The organism is Amycolatopsis sp. WGS_07, assembly GCF_045278895.1.
Lineage (GTDB): Bacteria > Actinomycetota > Actinomycetes > Mycobacteriales > Pseudonocardiaceae > Amycolatopsis.
Genome location: NZ_CP136053.1, coordinates 1,583,095 through 1,602,437 on the forward strand (window position 1 = coordinate 1,583,095; position 19,343 = coordinate 1,602,437).

The 19,343-nt window shown below is 68.8% G+C and carries 21 protein-coding genes; 11 read left to right on the forward strand and 10 right to left on the reverse strand.

Translation table 11 applies throughout. From position 1 onward, the window contains the following. Positions 1–20 precede the first annotated feature (20 nt). The 3 genes from RPX00_RS07250 to RPX00_RS07260 form a co-directional block, all read right to left on the reverse strand. A complete protein-coding gene (locus tag RPX00_RS07250; RefSeq protein ID WP_406642813.1) occupies positions 21–668 on the reverse strand; it encodes a response regulator in 648 nt (215 codons plus the stop codon). 11 nt (positions 669–679) lie between these two features. Then, entirely contained in the window at positions 680–2,011 is a 1,332-nt protein-coding gene (locus RPX00_RS07255; RefSeq protein ID WP_406638671.1) for a sensor histidine kinase, read from the reverse strand. A gap of 65 nt (positions 2,012–2,076) precedes the next feature. After that, positions 2,077–3,213, reverse strand: coding sequence for an FAD-dependent oxidoreductase (locus RPX00_RS07260; RefSeq protein ID WP_406638673.1), 1,137 nt, complete (start codon positions 3,211–3,213; stop codon positions 2,077–2,079). Positions 3,214–3,297: 84 nt separating this feature from the next. On the opposite strand from RPX00_RS07260, the gene RPX00_RS07265 reads away from it, so the two are divergent. Both RPX00_RS07265 and RPX00_RS07270 read left to right on the forward strand, forming a co-directional pair. Continuing rightward, positions 3,298–3,864 (forward strand): TetR/AcrR family transcriptional regulator, encoded by a 567-nt coding sequence (locus RPX00_RS07265; RefSeq protein WP_406638675.1) that lies wholly within the window; start codon positions 3,298–3,300, stop codon positions 3,862–3,864. A 23-nt stretch (positions 3,865–3,887) separates the two neighbouring features. Further along, positions 3,888–5,063, forward strand: a complete 1,176-nt coding sequence (locus tag RPX00_RS07270) for an MFS transporter (protein WP_406638677.1) — start codon at positions 3,888–3,890, stop codon at positions 5,061–5,063. On the opposite strand, the gene RPX00_RS07275 is transcribed toward RPX00_RS07270, so the two are convergent. Both RPX00_RS07275 and RPX00_RS07280 read right to left on the reverse strand, forming a co-directional pair. After that, positions 5,013–5,717 carry a polysaccharide deacetylase family protein gene (locus tag RPX00_RS07275; RefSeq protein WP_406638679.1) on the reverse strand — a complete coding sequence of 235 codons (705 nt, stop codon included), beginning with the start codon at positions 5,715–5,717 and terminating at the stop codon, positions 5,013–5,015. The two genes, RPX00_RS07270 and RPX00_RS07275, sit on opposite strands and share 51 nt — an antisense overlap. Next, entirely contained in the window at positions 5,702–5,929 is a 228-nt protein-coding gene (locus RPX00_RS07280) for a hypothetical protein (protein WP_406638681.1), read from the reverse strand. The genes RPX00_RS07275 and RPX00_RS07280 overlap by 16 nt, the downstream gene beginning before the upstream one ends. A 131-nt stretch (positions 5,930–6,060) precedes the next feature. Between RPX00_RS07280 and RPX00_RS07285 the strand changes: the two genes are divergently transcribed. Genes RPX00_RS07285 through RPX00_RS07295 form a run of 3 tightly spaced genes read left to right on the forward strand, consistent with a single transcriptional unit; the run spans position 6,061 to position 8,725 of the window. Further along, the gene (locus RPX00_RS07285; RefSeq protein WP_406638683.1) at positions 6,061–6,849 is read left to right on the forward strand and encodes an IclR family transcriptional regulator; all 789 of its coding nucleotides are present in this window, start codon (positions 6,061–6,063) and stop codon (positions 6,847–6,849) included. After that, on the forward strand, positions 6,846–7,928 hold the full coding sequence (locus RPX00_RS07290) for an NADH:flavin oxidoreductase/NADH oxidase (protein WP_406638685.1): 1,083 nt from the start codon (positions 6,846–6,848) through the stop codon (positions 7,926–7,928). Before RPX00_RS07285 ends, RPX00_RS07290 begins: the two co-directional genes overlap by 4 nt. A gap of 17 nt (positions 7,929–7,945) precedes the next feature. After that, positions 7,946–8,725: an alpha/beta fold hydrolase gene (locus RPX00_RS07295; RefSeq protein WP_406638687.1), complete on the forward strand. Its 780-nt coding sequence runs from the start codon at positions 7,946–7,948 to the stop codon at positions 8,723–8,725. Between the two features lie 3 nt (positions 8,726–8,728). On the opposite strand, the gene RPX00_RS07300 is transcribed toward RPX00_RS07295, so the two are convergent. Then, a complete protein-coding gene (locus RPX00_RS07300; protein ID WP_406638689.1) occupies positions 8,729–9,460 on the reverse strand; it encodes an SDR family NAD(P)-dependent oxidoreductase in 732 nt (243 codons plus the stop codon). Beyond that, positions 9,457–9,774, reverse strand: coding sequence for a hypothetical protein (locus tag RPX00_RS07305; protein WP_406638690.1), 318 nt, complete (start codon positions 9,772–9,774; stop codon positions 9,457–9,459). Before RPX00_RS07305 ends, RPX00_RS07300 begins: the two co-directional genes overlap by 4 nt. 70 nt (positions 9,775–9,844) lie before the next feature. Here RPX00_RS07305 and RPX00_RS07310 point away from each other — a divergent pair, with 70 nt between their 5' ends. Next, positions 9,845–10,678 (forward strand): LysR family transcriptional regulator, encoded by an 834-nt coding sequence (locus RPX00_RS07310; RefSeq protein WP_406638692.1) that lies wholly within the window; start codon positions 9,845–9,847, stop codon positions 10,676–10,678. Here the strand turns inward: RPX00_RS07310 and RPX00_RS07315 are convergent. Beyond that, positions 10,643–11,620: a hypothetical protein gene (locus RPX00_RS07315; protein WP_406638694.1), complete on the reverse strand. Its 978-nt coding sequence runs from the start codon at positions 11,618–11,620 to the stop codon at positions 10,643–10,645. The two genes, RPX00_RS07310 and RPX00_RS07315, sit on opposite strands and share 36 nt — an antisense overlap. A gap of 114 nt (positions 11,621–11,734) precedes the next feature. Here RPX00_RS07315 and RPX00_RS07320 point away from each other — a divergent pair, with 114 nt between their 5' ends. Both RPX00_RS07320 and RPX00_RS07325 read left to right on the forward strand, forming a co-directional pair. After that, the gene (locus RPX00_RS07320; protein WP_406642814.1) at positions 11,735–12,289 is read left to right on the forward strand and encodes a helix-turn-helix domain-containing protein; all 555 of its coding nucleotides are present in this window, start codon (positions 11,735–11,737) and stop codon (positions 12,287–12,289) included. Between the two features lie 188 nt (positions 12,290–12,477). After that, positions 12,478–13,368, forward strand: coding sequence for a carbohydrate-binding protein (locus RPX00_RS07325; RefSeq protein WP_406638696.1), 891 nt, complete (start codon positions 12,478–12,480; stop codon positions 13,366–13,368). On the opposite strand, the gene RPX00_RS07330 is transcribed toward RPX00_RS07325, so the two are convergent. Beyond that, positions 13,358–14,326: a LysR family transcriptional regulator gene (locus RPX00_RS07330; protein WP_406638698.1), complete on the reverse strand. Its 969-nt coding sequence runs from the start codon at positions 14,324–14,326 to the stop codon at positions 13,358–13,360. The two genes, RPX00_RS07325 and RPX00_RS07330, sit on opposite strands and share 11 nt — an antisense overlap. Before the next feature lie 282 nt (positions 14,327–14,608). On the opposite strand from RPX00_RS07330, the gene RPX00_RS07335 reads away from it, so the two are divergent. Next, a complete protein-coding gene (locus RPX00_RS07335) occupies positions 14,609–15,154 on the forward strand; it encodes a hypothetical protein (protein WP_406638700.1) in 546 nt (181 codons plus the stop codon). Between the two features lie 97 nt (positions 15,155–15,251). Continuing rightward, positions 15,252–17,012: a chitinase gene (locus RPX00_RS07340; protein ID WP_406638702.1), complete on the forward strand. Its 1,761-nt coding sequence runs from the start codon at positions 15,252–15,254 to the stop codon at positions 17,010–17,012. Between the two features lie 42 nt (positions 17,013–17,054). Here the strand turns inward: RPX00_RS07340 and RPX00_RS07345 are convergent, their stop codons facing one another. Beyond that, positions 17,055–18,446, reverse strand: a complete 1,392-nt coding sequence (locus tag RPX00_RS07345; RefSeq protein ID WP_406638704.1) for an MFS transporter — start codon at positions 18,444–18,446, stop codon at positions 17,055–17,057. 227 nt (positions 18,447–18,673) lie between these two features. Here RPX00_RS07345 and RPX00_RS07350 point away from each other — a divergent pair, with 227 nt between their 5' ends. Next, positions 18,674–19,294: a TetR family transcriptional regulator gene (locus RPX00_RS07350; protein WP_378300071.1), complete on the forward strand. Its 621-nt coding sequence runs from the start codon at positions 18,674–18,676 to the stop codon at positions 19,292–19,294. Positions 19,295–19,343 lie beyond the last annotated feature (49 nt).

The window sequence follows — 19,343 nt, forward strand, 5'->3', positions numbered from 1 at the left end:
CGCGGGCAAGCGGCCCCGCGTCAGCCGCCGCCGCGGAGAAACGCCAGTACCGCCAGCACCCGGCGGTTCCCGTCGTCGGTCGGCGGCAGGTCGAGTTTCGCCAGGATGCTCCCGACGTGCTTGCCCACCGCGGCGTCGGACACCACCAGCCGCCGGGCGATCGATGCGTTGGAATGGCCCTCGGCGATCAGCGACAGGACCTCCCGCTCCCGCGCGGACAGCCGGGCCAGCGGGTCGGCTCGGCGGCGCAGCAACTGGCGCACCACCTGCGGATCCACCGCCGTTCCGCCGTCGACGACCTGGCGCAGTGTCCCGACGAACTCCTCGACGTCGACCACTCGGTCCTTCAGCAGGTAGCCGACCCCGCGTCCCTCCGCGGAGTCGAGCAGTTCGGCCGCGTGGTGGTGTTCGACGTACTGGCTCAGCACCACCACGGCCAGCTCCGGCCGGGTGCGCCGCAGCTCGACCGCCGCGCGCAGGCCCTCGTCCGAATGTCCCGGCGGCATCCGGATGTCGGTGAGGACCAGGTCCGGATCGTGCTCCCGCACGGCCGCGTGCAAGCCCTCGGCATCGCCGACCGCGGCGACGACCTCGAAGCCGAACCGCTCCAGCAAACCGCACAATCCCTCGCGCAGCAGCACCTCGTCTTCGGCGAGGACGACCCGCATCGGCTCTCCCATCAGCACGGCAACTCCACTCGTACGACGGTCGGCCCGCCTACCGGACTACGCACCCACATCCGGCCGCCCAGCACGGCGATCCGGTCGCTCAACCCGGTGATCCCGGTGCCGCGCGCCGGGTCCGCGCCGCCGGCCCCGTTGTCCCACACCTCAACCGTAAGCAGGCGACCGGCGAGCCGGGCGCTCACCGAGGCGCAGCTGGCCGCGGAATGCTTCGCGACGTTCGTCAACGCCTCGGCCACCACGAAGTAGGCGGTGGATTCCACTGACTCCGGCAGCCGCGCGGGCACCGCCACATCGACGGTGACCGGTACCGCGCAGCCGTCGGCGAGTTCCTCCAGCGCGGCGGGCAGGCCGAGTTCGGCGAGTGCGCGCGGGTGGATTCCGTTGATCAGCTCACGCAATTCGATCATCAGCTTCTTGGCCTGGTCGTGTGCATCCGACACCGCCTTCGCCGCCGCCGAATCCGGCGGCAGGTCGACCTTCGCGAGCCCGAGCTGCAGGCTCAACCCGACCAGCCGTTGCTGCGCGCCGTCGTGCAGGTCACGTTCGATGCGCTTGCGTTCCGCGTCGAACGCCGACAGCAGCCGCGTGCGGGATTGCGCCACCTCGGTCAGCTCGCCGCGGAGCTTTTCCGCAGCGCCGTCGGTGAGCAGCGAACGCGCCAGCATCGCGTGCAGACCGGCGAATCCGGCCAGCAGATAGCCGGACAGAACGAGCAACAGCACCCCGCCCAGCGCGAACGGCACCGCCCCTTGCGGAGTGGAAACCTCGGCGAAGCCAACGGAAATCGTGTCGTTCGCGCTGACGAGCAACGGACTGATCACCAGGACCGCGGCGAAGAACGCGACCATGCCGGCCACTGCGTACAGCGCGGGAATCGCGGTGCACAGCAAAACCGCGTAGCCGAGTTCGCGCCACGACGCCGGTTCGGCGTACCGCGCCCGCAGCCGGGGCCACCAGCCCGCTTCACTCGGCGGTCCACTGGGGACAGTCACCGGGTTGAGGTCGACCATGCGCAGCCGCTGGCGTTCGACGCCGGCCACCACCGCCGCCCACGCCGGACCCGCGCTCAGGAACAGCAGCATCCCGAAGACCGAGGCCACCGCGACGAGCCCGAGGTTGGTCGTCTGCCCGTGCACGACGCGGCTCACCAGCAGCGCGAGCGGCAGGAGGCAGAACCCGAACGGGAGCCCGAACAACAGCGTCATCGGGCCGGTACTCAGCCCGTAGAGCAAGGCTCGCCACGGCCAGGAGGAAATCAGGAACGTCCGATGCGCCAAGGCATCCAGCACGGTGCGCGGTTTCGCGGTCGGAGAGACGGTAGCCACGTGATCCAGATTAGCCAGCGCTTGGACGGGCCTCGATCGGTTTGCCCGTAGTCTCCGAGGTAGGGCTAGGCATACCAAGGCGGCAGGTTGTCCGCCCTGGCGAGCAAGCGGCGCAAGGGGGTGCGCGTGAACATCCGCATCGCCATCGCGTTCATCCGGACCTGACGGGCGGTGTCGGGAGCCCACCGTTTGAGCGTCGCTGGGGTCGCGTCCCGGTGTCCCCAGTGGACGAACTGGCGCATGCGGGTTTCGTAACTGCGGAGGTCGCCCGTCGCGATCGCGGCGGCTAACGCTTCCGCGCCCATGATCGCCATCGCGGTGCCGAGCCCGGTCAGCGGTGAGCCCGCCCATGCCGAGTCGCCGAGCAGTACCGTCCGCTCGGCCGACCACGACGGGACAGTGACTTTTACCATCTCGTCGCAATAGAAACCCGGATCGTGCGCGACCGCGTCAAGTACGGACGGCAGGTGCCAATCACACGCGATTCCGGCTCGTTCAATACTGTCCACAATGAATTCCCGTTGTGCGGCAACCTCTCTCGCGAGTTCTTCGCGGCGAGGCGCCCGGACCGCGATCAACGCTTGCCCGCCGACGCGACCGGGCCGAATGGCGACCATCACGCCGCCGCCCACGGCGAACATCCGCATGTCCGAGCCGAATTCGCGCGGGTATGGCACAGCGACGAAGGCGAGATAGCCACCCAGGTAATGCTCCTTCGCCGCGGGGAACAACCTCGCCCGCGACGCCGAACGCGTCCCCTCGGCAAGCACCACGAGATCCGCATCGAGCTGCCGACCGCGGCTGGTCTTCACCCGCGGTCCAGCGGCTTCCACTAGGAATTCTCCATAGTGGACGTCCGCAGTGGACGCTTTCGCCAGCACCGCGTTCAAGTCCTCGCGGCCGATTTCGACGTCGGCCACGATCCCACCGACCTGCGCCGGCATCCGCCACAGCTCGCGCCCGTCCCGGCCGACCGCGACCATCCGTTCCTCGGCCACCCGCAACGCGAGCACGTCGTCGAGCAGCCCCCATTCGCGCAGCACCTGCTGGCTGTGCCCGCGCAGATCCACCGTGTGGCCGCCGATCCGCGGGCCCGCCGCCCGTTCCAGCACGGTGGCCGCGATGCCGCGCCGGCCCAGCGCCACCCCCAACGCGGTGCCGGCGATCCCGCCGCCGCTGATCACGATCCGTGGAGTCGTCACTGGTCAGACGGTAGCCCCCGATTAGTACATTGTGCAAGACGTTGTGCAAAACATCGTCTGATCCGGCCGGGTAAGGTGTGCGCCGTGGGCAACCGAGAGGATCTGCTGCGTGCCGCTCGCGCGTGTTTGCTCGAACGCGGACTGAGCACGACCGCACGCGACATCGCCTCCGAAGCCGGCGTCAGCCTGGCCGCGATCGGCTACCACTTCGGCACGAAAGACGCGCTGCTCGCCCAAGCCGCCACCGAAGCCATCGGCGAGGCATTGGGTTCCTGGATCGACGAAACGCTCCGCGCGACTCCGGCCGGAGCCGACCCCGGCAAGACCTTCGCCGAGTTCTGCGGACGCTTGCCGGAGGGGTTCGCCTCCGTGCGCACCCACCTGCTGACGTCGCTGGAACACCTCACCCGCCTCGTCCGCACCGGCACTCCGGAAGCGACGATGGCACCGGCACTGCGGCAAAGCACCGAAGCGCTCGCGGCGATCCTCGGCACTGTCCACCCGCGACTGTCGCCAGCCGAACTGGACGGACTGGCGCAGCTGTACAACACCGTGATCAACGGCGCTTCGCTGATCTGGCTCGCCGCGCCGGACTCGATCCCCACCGCTGGGCACCTCCAGCACGCGATCGCGGCATTGACTTCAAGTTAGGTTTAAGTCTTACTTTCGGCGTCGTGACCGAAACCATCGACGCCGGGACACGGCGCCCACCGAAGTCCTTGCTGGCGACTCTGCTCGGCGTCAGCACCATGACGATCATGGCCAGCGCCACCATCACCCCCGCGTTGCCCGGCATGCAGCAGCACTTCGCCGGTCAACCGCACGCGGAGCTGCTCGTCCGGCTGGTACTCACGTTGCCCGGGCTGGCGATCATGGTGTCCGCGCCGTTGGTCGCCAGATTGAGCGGCCGGACCGGACGCGTGCCGGTGCTGGTCGCCTGCCTTGCTCTCTACACGATCGGCGGCGGATCCGGCCTGGTGCTGGATTCCCTTCCCGCACTGCTCGTCGGCCGGGCCGTGCTCGGGATCGGCATCGCGGGCATCATGACCACCTCGACCGCGTTGATCGCCGATCATCATCACCCCGACGAGCACGGCCGGGTGCTCGGATTGCAAGGCGCGGCAATGGGTTTCGGCGGCGTGGTCGCCCTGCTGCTCGGCGGGCTGCTGGCCGCGGCGGACTGGCGAGGACCGTTCGCCATCTACCTGCTGGCGGTGCCGATGCTGGTGCTCGTGCTGCGATTCGTGCCGGACGCACCCGTCCAGCCCGCTGATCCGACGGACACCACGTCCGCGTCGCCGTGGCAGCCGCGATTGCTCGGGTTGTACGCGTTGATTTTCATCGGAGTCGTGGTCTTCTACACCGTTCCGACGCAGGCTCCGTTCTGGCTGGCCGAAGTCGGCGGCGCCGGACCCGCTGTCTCCGGAGCCCTGATCGCCGCGGTCAATCTGGTGATGACCTTGGTGGGCTTGAACTTCCGTCGCTTGCGCGCCCGCTGGGCCTTCCCAACGCTGGCCGTCGCGATGTTCTCCGCGTTCGCGATCGGGCTGGTCGTGCTGGGCACCGCCGGTGCATTGTGGACTGCCGCGCTGGGCATGGTCGTGGTCGGACTTGGCGTGGGGCTGCAGAATCCGACCATCAACGGCTGGCTGGTTTCGACCGCGACGCCCGGCGCGCGTACCCGGTCGCTGGGATTGCTGACCTCCGCGTTGTTCCTCGGACAATTCTCGTCGCCGCTGATCGCGCAGCCGGTGATCGACGCCGTCGGCATGGGGACGACGTTTGTCCTTTCTGGAGCGTTAGCCGCACTGGTCGCCCTTATCGTGGCCGGAATCCACTGGCGACGATGACACGTGATCGACGACCTGAGCGTGCGTGGCAAACCAGACCCCGTCGTGCGACGCGATGTGCTCCAGCAGTTCCGTGAGAATGGCGATACGGGAGCGATGTCCGATGATGTGCGGGTGCATGGTGAGCTGAAAGAGCCCGCCCTCGGCCAACGCGAGGTCGAACTCGTCGCGCCAGATCGACAGCACTTCCCTCGGCGAAGTGTACGGTCGCTGCGCGCTGTAGCGATCCATGGTGAAGTAAGTAGCGTCGTCGCGGATCCATTCGACCGGCAACTCGACAATGCCGGTCGGTTCACCGTCGGCGAGGATCTCGTAACAATCGTTGTCCGCCATGAGCGACGAGTCGTAGGCCAGGCCCAGCTCTCGGATGATCGAGAGAGTGCTTTCGGAAAAGTCCCAGGAGGGAGTGCGGATGCCGACCGGACGCGTACCGGTGAGCCGTTCCACCGTGTCCGCGGCCCGGAAGGTGAGGTCGCGTTCCGCCGAGGGCGGCAGTTGCGCATTGCTTTCGTGGATCCAGCCGTGCAACGCGATCTCGTGTCCAGCGTCCACATAGGACTGAGCCTCGCCGTCGTGCAGCAACGCTGACACCGCGGGAACGAAGAAGGTCGACGGTGCCCCGAACCGGTCAAGCAGCTTCAGGATGCGCGGCACGCCGACCCGCGAGCCGTACTCCCCTGCGACAGCTTGCCCGGCAGCACGTGGCCGTCGCGCAACGCGATCGTCTCGTGGTCCGAGTCGAACGACAATGCCACGGCCACCTTCGCCCCGCCCGGCCAGGTTTCCGGCCGCAACGGCCGCCCAGCCCGCACGCGTGCGACGTGGTCCCGCCAGGTTCGCTCACTCCACTGCCACGGTTCGGTCATGCTTCCTCCCCAAGCGACACGCACCCATCCTATCGCTGTGCCACGATGAGGAACAACCATCGCAAAACTGGTACGATCCAGGCTTTATGCAGGAGGAAGAGACTGGCAAGCCGGCCAGCAGCGTCCGGTCGATGAACAGCGTGCTCAGCACGTTGCGGGTCTTCGAGGAGGTCGCCCAGCGCCAGCCGGTCGGCGTCTCGGAGCTGTCCCGGTGCACGGACATCCCGAAAAGCACCGTGCAGCGCGGCCTGATCACGCTCCAGCAGGCGGGCTGGCTGAAGGTCGTGGACGCCGAACGCGCACGCTGGGGCGTCACCACGAAGGCGTTGTCGCTTGGCCTGCGCGGAGCCGGGGAGGTGGACCTCAAGGAGGTCGCCGAGCCCGTCGTCAAGCGGCTCGCCGCCGAGACGAACGAGACGGTCATGCTGGCCACGCGCGACGGGGACAGCCTGGTCGTCGTCGCGTGCCAGGACACCGACCAGGTGGTGCGGGTCGTGCTCGACGTCGGCACCCGGGTGCCGCTGCTCGCCACCTCCGGCGGCACGGCGATCATGGCCCTGCTCGACGAATCCGAGGTCGACGAGCTGTTCACCCACGGGCTTCCCGAGTTCGCCCAGCCGCCGGACTTCGCCGCGCTCCGCCGGGACATCGCCCAGACCGCGAAGCGCGGATACGCGCTCAACGGGTCCTCGTCGTGGTACCGCCCGCAGGTGTCGTCCATCGGCGCGGCCATCACGAACCCGGCCGGACGTCCGGTGGCGGCAATCACACTCGCCGTTCCGGACACGCGCTACACCCGCGCGCAGGAAAAACCTTCGCGCCGCTGGTCGTGGCCGCCGCGGCCGAGATCAGCGGACTGCTCGCCACCAGCTGACCACGTTGTACCGCATTGCGAAACGGCGTACCGTACTGGGGCATGAGTGAGTTCAGTTCGGAGTTCCCGGAGACGACCCCGCTCCGCTTGCGCGACGTCACCTTTCGCAACCGCGTCTGGATGTCCCCGATGGCCCAGTACGCCGCCGGGCCGGACGGCCTGCCGACCGACTGGCATCTCGCGCACTACGGCCCGCGCGCGCTCGGCGGCGTCGGAATGGTCATGGTCGAGGCCACCGCGATCAGCCCGCGGAACCGGTGCACGGCGGCCGACCTCGGGATCTGGAACGAGGAGCAGGCGCTCGCACACCGGAAACTGACGTCGTTCGTCTCCGGCCACGGCGCGGTGCCGGCGATTCAGCTGAACGCCGTGGGCCGCAAGGGATCGCACCAGGTCCCGTGGGTCGGCGACGGGCAGAACGGACCGGTGCCGGTCGCCGACGGCGGCTGGGAACTGATCGCGCCGTCGGCGATCCCGTTCGGCAATCTGGCGATGCCCCGGGAGGCCACCGAGGCCGACCTGGACGACGTGGTCGACGCGTTCGCGCACGCGACCCGGATGTCCGAGCTAGCCGGTTACCAGGCCGTCGAAATCCATGCCTCGCACGGATATCTGCTGCACCAGTTCCTGTCGCCGCTGGCCAACCAGCGCACCGACCAGTACGGCGGGAGCGCACAGAACCGGATGCGCTTCCCGCTCCGCGTGGCCCGCGCCGTCCGGGACGCATTCCCCCAGGACAAGCCGGTGTTCGTCCGCATCACCGCCACCGACTGGGTCGAGGGCAGCATCGCGCTCGACGACGCCGCGGAGTTCGCCAAGGAGCTGGCGGCTATCGGCATCGACCTCCTCGACGTCACCTCCGGCGTCCTCGTGCGCGATCGAGGTGCGCGGCCGCCGAATCGGGAAGGCGTGAACGTCGACTTCGCGGCCGCGCTCAAGGAAGCGTCCGGGCTGGCTGTCGCGCCGGTCGGGCAGATCAGCGATCTGGCGTCGGCGGGCCGGATCATCCGCGAGGGCAAGGCGGACGCCGTCCTCATGGGACGCTCACTGCTGCGCGATCCGTACCTAGCGTTGCGAAACCAGTCCAAGGACGCCTGGCCCGTCCGCTACCACCGCGCGTTCTGACCGAGAAGGACTCCACAATGGACAACCGCCAGGTCCGTCGCCCGGACGGTACGACAATCCATTACACCGCAACCGGTCCCGCCGACGGGCCGGTGCTGACGCTCGTCCACGGCTGGGGCTGTGACCGCGCAGACTTCGACAACATCATCAGTCATTTTCCCGAAGACCTCCGCGTGCTGGCCGTCGATCTCGCCGAGCACGGCGACTCACGGTCCACTCGCGACACTTGGACGATGGAGGAATTCGCCCGCGACGTGTCCGCCGTACTCGCCGCCGAGTCGGTCGATTCCACTGTGGTGGCTGGGCATTCACTCGGCGGAGCAGTCGCCGTCGAAACGGCCCGGCTGCTGCCCGGCACGGTCACCCAGGTGATCGCGATCGATGCGTTGCACTACCTCGGCTTGTTCCCCGCGCAAAGCGAGGCTGACATCGAAGCCTTGCTGCAACCGTTCCGCGAGGACTTCGCCGGCGCGATGCGCGGCATGGTCGAGGGCGGCTCACCCGAGGGTACCGATCCGTCCTTAGTGGACACCTACACCAAGAAGATGAGCGCGGTACGCCAACCAGCGGGCCTGCGCGCTCTCGAAGGCCTAGTGCGCTGGGACATGGACGCGGCGCTGCGCGAAGTCGCCCAGCCAGTCGTGGTGTTCGCCGTGCGGTCGATCATCACTCAGGAAGCCATCGACCGCTACGGCGAGCGGATCCGGATCGAACTGGTCGACCTCGGCAGCCACCACTTCCACGTCGAATCCCCGGCCGAGACCGCCCGGCTGCTGGCCGGGGAGATGTCCCGGTAGGAATTACGCCCGCCGTCCGCCGTCGACCGACAACGTGGTCCCGGTGATGAACGACGCGGCGTCCGAACAAAGCCAGACCACGGCCGCCGCGGCCTCCTCCGGCGTGGCGAGCCGGCCGAGCGGAGTGATCGCCTCCTGCCGGGCGATCATGTCGGGGTCGTCAGCCCACTTGTCGAACCCCGGCGTCCGCGTCGGCCCCGGGCACACCGCGTTGACGCGGATGCCGTCCGCCGCGTAGTCGACCGCGGCGACCTTCGTCAGCCCGACGATTCCGTGCTTCGCGGCGACATACGCGGGCGCGTTCGGGATCGCGTACAGCCCGCCGTTGGACGCGACGTTCACGATCGCACCGCCCTTGAGGTGCGGCAGTTCGTACTTCATGCACAGGAAGGTGCCCGACAGGTTCACCCGCACCACCCGCTCGAAATCGGCGAGGGCCAACTGGTCTATCCGCTGACGGGACGACAACCCGGCGTTGTTCACCGCGAAGTCGAGCCCGCCGTACGCCTCGACCGTCCGCTCGATCCCGGCGCGCACCGAGCTTTCGTCGCCGATGTCCACCCGGACGGCCAGCGCCTCGCCACCGTCCTTTTTGATCAGTTCGACGGTCTCCGCCGCCGCGGTCTCGTCGATGTCCAGCACGGCCACCGCCGCCCCGCCCCGGGCGAACTCGAGCGCCGCCGCCCGGCCGATCCCGCTGCCCGCCCCGGTGACGAGCCCGCGCCGCCCGCTCACGACAGCGACTCGTGGTTGGCCCAGGCCACCCGGTACGAATGCCGCGCCTGCCACCGTTCGATCACCTCGTGCAGTTCGGGCGCGGTGAAACTCTTCGCCAGCGCGTCCAGATCGGCGAGAGTGACCTGCACGATCGCCGTCGCAATGAGCGCCGGGATGGCGTCCTCGCCGGGGATCGGCAGGTGCTTGCGGGTCTCCACCGACTCGGCGAACCCGGTCGCCAGCATGGCTTCTTTGATATCTCCGAGGTACTGATCCAGCTCCGCGTCGGGCACCGGCTGGTCAAACGAAACAATCATCGTATGCGTGATCATGCTTCAAGTTTTGCTCGGCCGAGCGCCGATCGTCCAAGACCGATTCGCTATTCAACGATAACCTGGAGGCATGGCTGAGCTAGAGACCCGCGAACTCGAGTACTTCCTGGCGGTCGCCAGCGAGCTGCACTTCGGCCGGGCCGCCGTGCGGCTGTCGATCGCGCAGCCGGCGTTGTCGAAGGCGATCCAGCGGATCGAAACGCGGCTCGGCGTGCCGTTGTTCGCCCGCTCCAGCAGGCACGTCGAGCTGACCGCCGCGGGCGAGGCGCTGCAGGAACACGGACGGCACGCGCTCAACGCGGTCAGCGCCGCCGCCCGCAGCGCCCGCCGCGCCGGCGAGAGCCACCTGCGCCTGGTGCTGAAGCCCGGCGGCGACGCCGGGCTGCTGTCCGGAATCCTCGCCGAGTACTCCCGCCATCCAGACGCCCACCAGGTCGACGTCCTGTTCAGCGGCCCCGCCGACCGCAACGATTTCCTGCTCAGCGGACGCGCCGACGTCGGCCTGCTGTTCGTCCCGTTCGACGATCTGACCGGCCTCGCCCACGAGCCGCTGCACGACGAGGACCGGGTGGCCATCCTCCCCGGCACGCACCGGCTGGCCCAGCGCGAGTCCGTCCGGCTGTCCGAGCTGGCCGGGGAAACCCTGCCGTCGTGGAAGGGAGTTCCCGGCGTCGAGGGCTCCGGTCCCGAGGTCGCCGACGTGGTCCAGCTGCTGCACCTCGTCTCGCTGGGCCGGATGGTCGGCGTGCTCCCGAGGTCGCTGGTCGACCCGGTCCCGCCGGGGGTGCTCTGCGTGCCGATCGCGGACGCTCCGCCCAGCCAGCTGGTACTCGCCTGGAACGAGCAGGACCGGCGGCCGCAGGTGGCGTCATTCGTGACCGCCGCGCTGGATTCCGTGCGCTGAGCTTCGCCGGAACGCCGCCAGCAGCAACGCCGCCACCGCGACCGCGAACCCGACGTTGCCGAGCAGCGCTGTCGTACGCGGAATGTCCATGTCCCGCGCATGCTGCCAGCCGACCCAGACGTAAGTCGCCAACGCACCCGCCGCGAGCGCGAGCCGGTGCGACGCGCCCCAGCCAGCCGACCGGCACCACCGGCTGACCAGCAAGACCGCCGCCGCGACCAGCACGCACCAGGCGACCGACACCGCCGCCTGCGGGACTCCGTCCGGCAGGAATTCCCGGCACCACACCAGACTCGTCGCCCCGAACGCCGCGACCCCCACGACCGCGGGTGCGGGAGCGACGCCGTCCCGATGCGGCGACGACCTCCTGCCCAGCCAGAACCCCAGCAGCACCAACCCGGCGATGGCCGCCGCCGACCACCTCAGCTGAGCCGCCGAGGCGACGAACCCAGTCGAGGAGATCTGCATCGCACACAACGCCGCCGACCCGGCCACGAACACCACCGCGACCACCGCCAGCCCGACCTTGCCCAGCCACGGCTCGGTACGGTTCCGGCAGAAGGCCTCCACGATGGCGATCGGCACGCAGATGCTCCAGATCGTGTGCATGGTCAGCACGTCCTGAAGCATCTGAACGCTCGTGCCCAACGCCGGGACGTACGTTTCGGAGTACGCCGCCGCGATGTCGAACCCGCCGTAAGTCGGATTCCACAGCATCATGTCGATCGGCCCTTCCTCCAGCAGCGCGTACGCCGCCGCGAAGGGGACGATCGCGGCCCAGCCGCGCCCGGTGCGCCGCGCGACCTCGCGGATCAGCAGCGCGCCGCCGCCGTACATGGGCGCGAACAGGAAGAGCGAGCCGACGTCGGTCACCGGCGTGTTGCCCAGCAGGTACTCGCCCACCAGAGGGGAGAGGAAGAACAGGGCGATTGCCGGGATCATGCTTCTGAGGCTAGGGCGGGTGCGCGGGGGAAACATCCGTCCGCGGTCGATCGTGGATAGCCGTCGGGCTAATCGCGTTCAGCCCCGCGGCTAGGGGATGTCATGCTGGCAGGCGTGGAGGACATCATCGCCGCGGTCGGGCCGCGGTTGCGGCATCTCCGGCGGCAGCGGAACTGCACGCTGGACGAGCTGTCGAACGCTACCGGGATCTCGATCAGCACCCTCTCGCGCCTCGAATCCGGCCAGCGCAAAGCCAGTCTCGAACTGCTGCTCCCGATCTCCCGGGCGCATCGCATCCCCCTCGACGAACTGGTCGGCGCGCCGCCCGTCGGGCCGGAGCCGCTGAAGCCGATCACTCGCAGCGACCGGACCGTCGTACCGCTCACCCGCCAGCCCGGCCAGCTGCAGTCGCTCAAGATGATCTTCGCCGCCGACCGCTGCGAGCCCGCTCCGCGCACCCATCCCGGCCACGAGTGGCTGTACGTGCTCAGCGGCAAGGGCAGGCTCGTCCTCGGCGAGCACGACGTCGTCCTCAAGCCGGGCGAAGCCGCCGAATTCGACACCCGGATCCCGCATTGGTTCGGCAGCACCGGCGAGGGTCCGGTCGAGATCCTCAGCCTTTTCGGCAAACAGGGCGAACGCATTCGCATCCGGGCCACCCGGCGCTGATTACTCCGCTCGGCGGCATAACCCGTTAGCCCGGCCGGAAACCTATACCCCCGCCGACCTGCGCGAACCCGAATACCCCGCCGAAAGACGGTGCCCGGCAAGAACAATCCCGGCTTAACTCCGTGTCCCGCGGACGGACCCCCTTTCCCTCCGCGCGTTTCCTTCGCCTACGACGAGGAGATGCATCGATGCGGAAACTCTTCGCCCTGCTCACTTCCGCCCTGACGGCCGCGGCTGTCGTCGCCGGCAGCCCGCCGGTTTCCGCGGCACCGGACAGCGGGGTGGTGCCCGGGCTGACCGGGGCCGCCGCGAAAGCCGCCGCCGGGGCCTCCGCGGACAAGTTCCTCCAGCTGCGCCGCGAAAAAGCGGGCCACGCCGTCAAACCGCGTACCCCCGCGCAGCAACGGCACACCTTCTGGGGCCCCGAACCGCAACTGTCGAGCGGCGCGGACGGAATTCTCGTGACGCACAGCGTCGTCCCTGGCCTCCAGCTGTCGAACAGCGCGGACGTCGTCTACGCCCCGACGGTCAAGCCCACCGGCCATTCCTGCATCGAAGTCGTGACCGCGTACGGACTCGGCCAAGGCGCTCAGGTCTGGGCATGGGACTGGTGCGGGACAATCGGTCCGGCGAAGGTCGTTCAGCTGGACAGTTCGTTCCTCAGCAATTACACGTCCACAGTGGACGGACATCCGGCGTTCACCGTCCAGGAAGTCCAAACCGACGCGGGCAGCAACAGCTGGACGGCCTCGCTGTACAACGTTAAGACCGGCAAGTGGGACGACCTGTTCTCGCAGAGCGGGAATGACCAGAGCACCCTCAACGAGGGCTGGGACATTTTCGAGCTGTACTCGACCGTCGACCCGTCGACCGGCCAGGCTTACTACTGCTCGGACGCCAAGGGCCAGGTCTTCGAATCCAGCAAGCTGCAGCTGCGCATCGGCGGCCAGTGGACGCCCGCGACGCAGTCGAACTCGCCGCTGCAGCCCACCTCCAACCCACGCCCCAGCGACTACAGCTGCTCGTCGCTGCGCTTCGAGGTGCCAACGCCGAACAGCAACTGGCGGGTCACCGTCTGAGCCCGGCCCCGGCCGGCAGGAGTGCGTGCCACCAGCGGTCGAACGCGGCACTGCACCCCTGCCGGCTGGCGTAATCCTCGGCCACCCGCCGGTAAATCTCGCTGACCCGTTCCGCGACCGCCGTGCCCGGCCGGTAGCACAGCCGCAGCTCCTGCCACAGCGGCGCGTCCTCGATCGCCCGCACCACGATCCCGCCCTGCCGGTCCTCGCGAGTCGCCAACGCCGGCGCGACCGCCATCCCCTCGCGCACCAGGTCCAGCAAGGTAGCCAGGCACTGCGGCCGGTGCGGCTGATCGAGCACCACCCCGCGCTGTCGGCAGACCTCCCGCAGGTACGCCGACCACCGCGTAGTCCACGGCGGATCGTCCGCCCACGGAAACTCGGAGATCTCCTCCAGCCGGATCTCCGTGTTCGAGGCCAGCGGATGATCTTCGGCCAGAATCACGAAAACCGGCTCCCGCGCCTGCACCACGATGCTCTCGACGCCGTCCGGGACGATCCGATCCGGAAGCGGCGCGAGATAAACCAGCGCGAGATCGAGTTCCCCGTCCGCGAGCGCGGCCACCGTGCGGGCCTCGTCCTGCTCCTCGTGCACCCGGACGGCCGGGCACCACGGCTGATCGCGCAGCCACCGGGCCAGCGCGAGATGCAGAAACCCGCTGTACCCGCCGAGCCGCACCGCCTCGGCCGGTTCCCGCCGCGCCCCAGCCCGTTCGGTCAGCGCCGACATCCCGGCCAGCACCGCTCGCGCGTCCGCGACGACGTCCTCCCCGAGCGCCGTCGGCACGCATCCCGTCGGCGACCGCGCGAACAGGCTCCCGCCGACCGACCGTTCGACCCGCCGCAGCAACCCGGACAACGCCGGCTGGGAAACGTGCAGCACCTTGGCCGCCCGGACGAGACTGTGCGCGTCGGCGATGGCCACGAGTGCGCGCAGGTGGCGCAGTTCCAGCTCCATGACTCCTCCGGCCGCAGGCCCCTCTCCTGGCACTTTACTAATCCGACCAAAAGTAGGCCGACCCCTACTCGGCACGTAACCGTTGCTACGAAGCCATGAGGCCGTGACTGCGGTCGGATTAGTAATGATCGGCACAGTAACGCCGAAGATCGTGGGGAATTACCGACGCGAGTCGGTACTCGGTGATTTTGGCGCTCCGGCCAGTGCGTTCCGGTGCAGGGATTTCGCCCATAGGGGCACAGAACTTCGCGGTGTCCTGATCGTCTTGACAGCATGGCTGCCGTGACCGCAAGGAAAACCACGACCTGGCTCGCCGTACCAGCGATCCTGCTGAGCCTCGCCGCATGCGGCTCGACCGAAGTCGCCGGCTCGCCCGTCGCGCCCACGACGAGCAGCGCGCCCAAGACGTCCGAGCCGAAGCCCGGCGCTCCGACCTACCAGGCCGCGGTCGAACGCTGGGTCACCCAGATCCTGCAGAAGCACTACGAGAAAGCCTGCCTGTCCAGCGCTCCGGTGCTGCCGCCCGGCCAAGACGCCAAGACGCTCTGCAAACGCCCCGAAGCACAGAAGAGCGCGGCGTCGCTGCACGAGGCCTGGGCCAAGCCCGGCGTTGCCCTGCCGCCACAAGGGAAAGTCACCGTCGACGAGGTCAGCGCGACCGGAGACCAGGTCACCGTGCCGGACACCGCGGTCAAGCTCGACGGCCGTACCTTGCGCAGCCTCGAACTCATCGGAGCCACCGGGAACACGGGCTCGTTCAGCCTCACCTTCAAGGTGCAGAAGCACGAAGGAGCCTGGTACGTCCAAGGCTTCGACCTCGGCTTCTGAGCCGATCCCGACTTTCGTCGGTCCGATAGGTCTGGACAACCCGCTAAGTGGTCTAGACAATAGCGGCCAGGGGGTCGCATCGGACCGGAGGAACGCAATGAAGCGTGCTCGTTTCCTCGTCGTGCTCCTGCTCGCCGCCGCCGGACTTGTCGTCGGCGGGCCCGCGCAGGCGGCGAACCTGCTCGCCAACCCCGGTTTCGAGGCCGGTTCGACGTCGGGCTGGACGTGCCCCTCGGGCGCGGCCGTGAAGACGCCAGTGCACTCGGGAACCTACGCGCTGGCCGTCACACCAGGCGCGGCTGACCTGGGTAAATGCACTCAAACGGTCTCAGTGCGCCCGAATACGACTTACTCGATATCGGCCTGGGTACAGGGCTCGCCGGTCTACCTCGGCGTCACCGGCGGCTCCTCCACCTGGACGAATGCCGCCGCGTACAGCCAGCTTTCGCTGTCCTTCACCACCTCGGCGAACCAGACTTCCGCGGAGCTGTACCTGCACGGCTGGTACGGCGGAGGCGCGTACTACGCGGATGACCTCGTCCTCGACGGCCCCGGCGGCGACACCCCAGGCGCCCCCGGCGTCCCGGGAACCCCGACCGTCGGCACTGTCACCAGCACATCGGTCACCCTGAACTGGGGTGCGTCCGCGGGCACCGTGACCGGCTACCGCGTCTACGAGGACAACACTCTGCGCGCCACCGTGACCGGCACGTCCGCGACGCTTTCCGGTCTGGCCGCCTGCACCTCGCACAGCTATTCGGTGACCGCCTACAACGACGCAGCCGAATCCGCACACACCGCCGCGGTTTCCGCGTCCACCACCGGCTGCACCAGCACCGGCCTGCCGAAACACGCGCTGATCGGCTACGTCCACGCGAGCTTCGCGAACGGCTCGGGTTACCTGAAGCTCGCCGACGTCCCGGCCGCCTGGGATATCATCAACCTCTCCTTCGCCGAACCGACGTCGGTGACCTCCGGCGACGTCCGCTTCAACCGCTGCTCCGCCACCGAATGCCCCAACGTCGAAAGCGACGCCGACTTCATCGCGGCGATCCGCGCGAAGCAGGCGCAGGGCAAGAAGGTCCTGATCTCCATCGGCGGCCAGAACGGCGAGGTCCGGCTCACCACCACCGCCGCCCGCGACGCCTTCGTCAACTCAGTCGCGGCGATCATCGACAAGTACGGCCTCGACGGCCTTGACGTCGACTTCGAAAGCCAGTCCCTGTCCCTGAACTCCGGCGACACCGACTTCCACAACCCGACCACGCCGGTGATCGTCAACCTGATCTCCGCGCTGAAGACGCTGAAAGCCCGCTACGGAGCCAAGTTCGTGCTCACGATGGCCCCCGAAACGTTCTTCGTCCAGGTGGGCTACCAGTTCTACGGAGGCGCGGGCGGCGGCGACAGCCGAACCGGCGCGTACCTGCCGGTGATCTACGCGATGCGCGACGACCTGACCGTACTGCAGGTCCAGGACTACAACTCCGGTCCGGTGATGGGACTGGACAACCAGTACCACACCATGGGCGGCGCGGACTTCCTCATCGCGATGACCGACATGCTCCGCTCCGGCTTCAAGGTCGCCAACACCGGCCAGACCTTCCCCGGCCTGCGCGAGGACCAGATCGCCGTCGGCGTGCCCGCGGCCGTCAGCGCGGGCAACGGTTACGTCTCCCCGGACGAGGTCCACACCGCGGTGACCTGCCTGGCCCACGGAACCGGCTGCGGCTCCTACACCTTGCGCGGCGGGCCCTCGCCGGCGTTGCGGGGGCTGATGACCTGGTCGGTCAACTGGGATCGCTACTACAACTGGGCATTCCAGAACGCACACCGGCCGTTCCTGGACGGCCTGGGCTGAGGCCTGCTGCGCCTGCGCTGCCCCAATACAGCGCAGGCGCAGTCAGCGTCCGCGGCCGTCACTAGCCGGGACAGTCTCCAAAGCGGGTTCCGGCGGCGCGGCATCCGGCCGACGCCGCCCCAGCAACGGCAGCAGAATCGCCGCAACAGCAGTCAGCACCCACCCAACGCAAGCCACCGCACCGATGACCGAATACCCACTGTCCGCGGCGAAACTCTCACCCGCCGCCGTATGCGCCTGCAGGATGGTCACGCTCAACGCCCCGCCGGTCGAGTACCCGACCGTCCGCAGGATCTGGTTGAAGCTCATCGCCCGGCTCGTCTCGTGCGACGGCACGCCGCGCAGGAGATATCCGGGCAGTACCGCGAAAATGCTCCCGGTCCCGACCCCCGCGATCGCCATCACCACCACGATCTCCCAGATACTGCCGCGCGCCAGGCTGAACACCAGCGCGCTCCCCAGCATCATCGCCGTGGACAGCGGCAGCACCACCTCGTACGACGTGCGCCGCACCAGCCACGGCACCGCCTTCGCGATCAGGTAGCTGGCCGCGGAGAACGGGACCAGCACCAAGCCCGCGACGACCACGCTGCCACCCAGCCCGTACCCGGTGCTGAGCGGCGTCTGCACCACCGTGATCACCGGCGTGATCAGCATGTACATCCCGACCGCGGCCAGCAGGGTGACCACGCTCGCGGTCAGCACGGCGCGCTGTCCCAGCAGCCGCAACGGAACCAGCGGCTCAGCCACCCGCAGCTCCCACCACACCCAGACAGCCAGCACCACCACGCCCGCGACGAGAAGCCCGAGCACTGGACCCGATCCCCAGCCCTGCTTCTCGCTTTCGCTGAGCGCCAGCAGCAGACTGGCCAAACCGATGCCGAGCAGCACGGCACCAGCGATGTCGAGCTTTCCCTGGCGACGCTGCGCCGACTCGGGGACGACGCGCCAGGAGACGACCAGCGCGAGCGCGGCGACCGCCGCCCCGAACCAGTAAGCGAGGTGCACGCCGCCCGCTTTCGCCAGCAGCCCGGTGATCGGGTAGCCGAGGCCGATCCCCACCGCGGTAGTAGTGGAGAGCACCGCGATCCCGGCCCGCATCCGTTCCGGCGGCAGGGCTTCGCGGGCGGCCGCGATGGCCAGCGGCGTCAGCCCGAGCCCCATCCCCTGCAGACCGCGCCCGACCAGGAACGGGCCGAACCCGACCGGCAGCGCCGCCAGCACCCCGCCCAGCAGCATCGCGACCAGTGAGAACAGGAAGAACTGCCGCCGGTACGGCCCGTCGCCCAGCCGGCCCATCACCGGCGTGACTACGGAAGCCACCAGAAGCGTCACCGTCAGCGACCATTGGGCGTCGGCGAGCGTCACGTGATTTTCCGCGGCGATGGTCGGGATCAGCGGTGCGCCGAGGCTGCTGACGACCGCCACCACCATGCACGCGAGCGTCAACCCCGGCAGCAGCGCCCGGCTGGCACGCGGTCTCTCCGGTCCGTTTTCCGTTTCCCTGCGGGGGTTTCCGCGGGTCCCCCTGGCCGAGTCCACCGGACCCGGGCCTTCCCCTCGGTTGTCCATAAACGTGATACTACAGTTCAAATGAGACGGCGTGTCAATGTTTTCCGGAGCCAGCTCACCGCCGAAACCGCACGTGGCACAATCAGCGTGTGAACCTGCGGGAGCGGAAGAAGGAGCGCACGCGCGCCGAGCTACAGCGTCATGCCCTGCGCCTGTTCCGGGACCAGGGGTACGCCGAGACGACGGTCGACGACATCGCCGCGGCGGCCGAGGTCAGCCGGAGCACCTTCTTCCGGTACTTCGGCACCAAGGAGGACGTGCTCCTCTTCGACAACGTCGACCCGGTGATGTTCCGCATGATGGCTGAGGTGCCGGAGGGCGTTCCGCTGCTCGAGGCCGTGCGCGGCGTGCTGCGGGATTCGTTCGCCGCGCTGGACGACGAGGCAAGGGACATCGAGGAAGTCCGGATGGAACTGGCCCGCACGCCCGCCGTCGCGGCGATCCTGCGCGAGCGCAACGCGTTCGGGATCGAGCAGTACACCGGGATGATCGCGTCCGCGACCGGCCGCGAGGCCGACGACCCGGACGTGCTGCTGTTCAGCGCCATCCTGATGGGCGCCCGGCACGCCGCCCGGGCCCGGATCGACGCCGGGCACGCGAAAAGCCACGTCGAAGAACTGGACGCGATGCTCGAGCGGCTGACCGGCGGCGTCCCGCTGGCCGCCGAGCCGGTCCGCGCCCAGGACCAGGTCCTGTCCCGCTCCTCCTGACCCAGCGGATGTCCGGCCGCTCCGGCGAGCCGAGTGCGAGCCACATGTC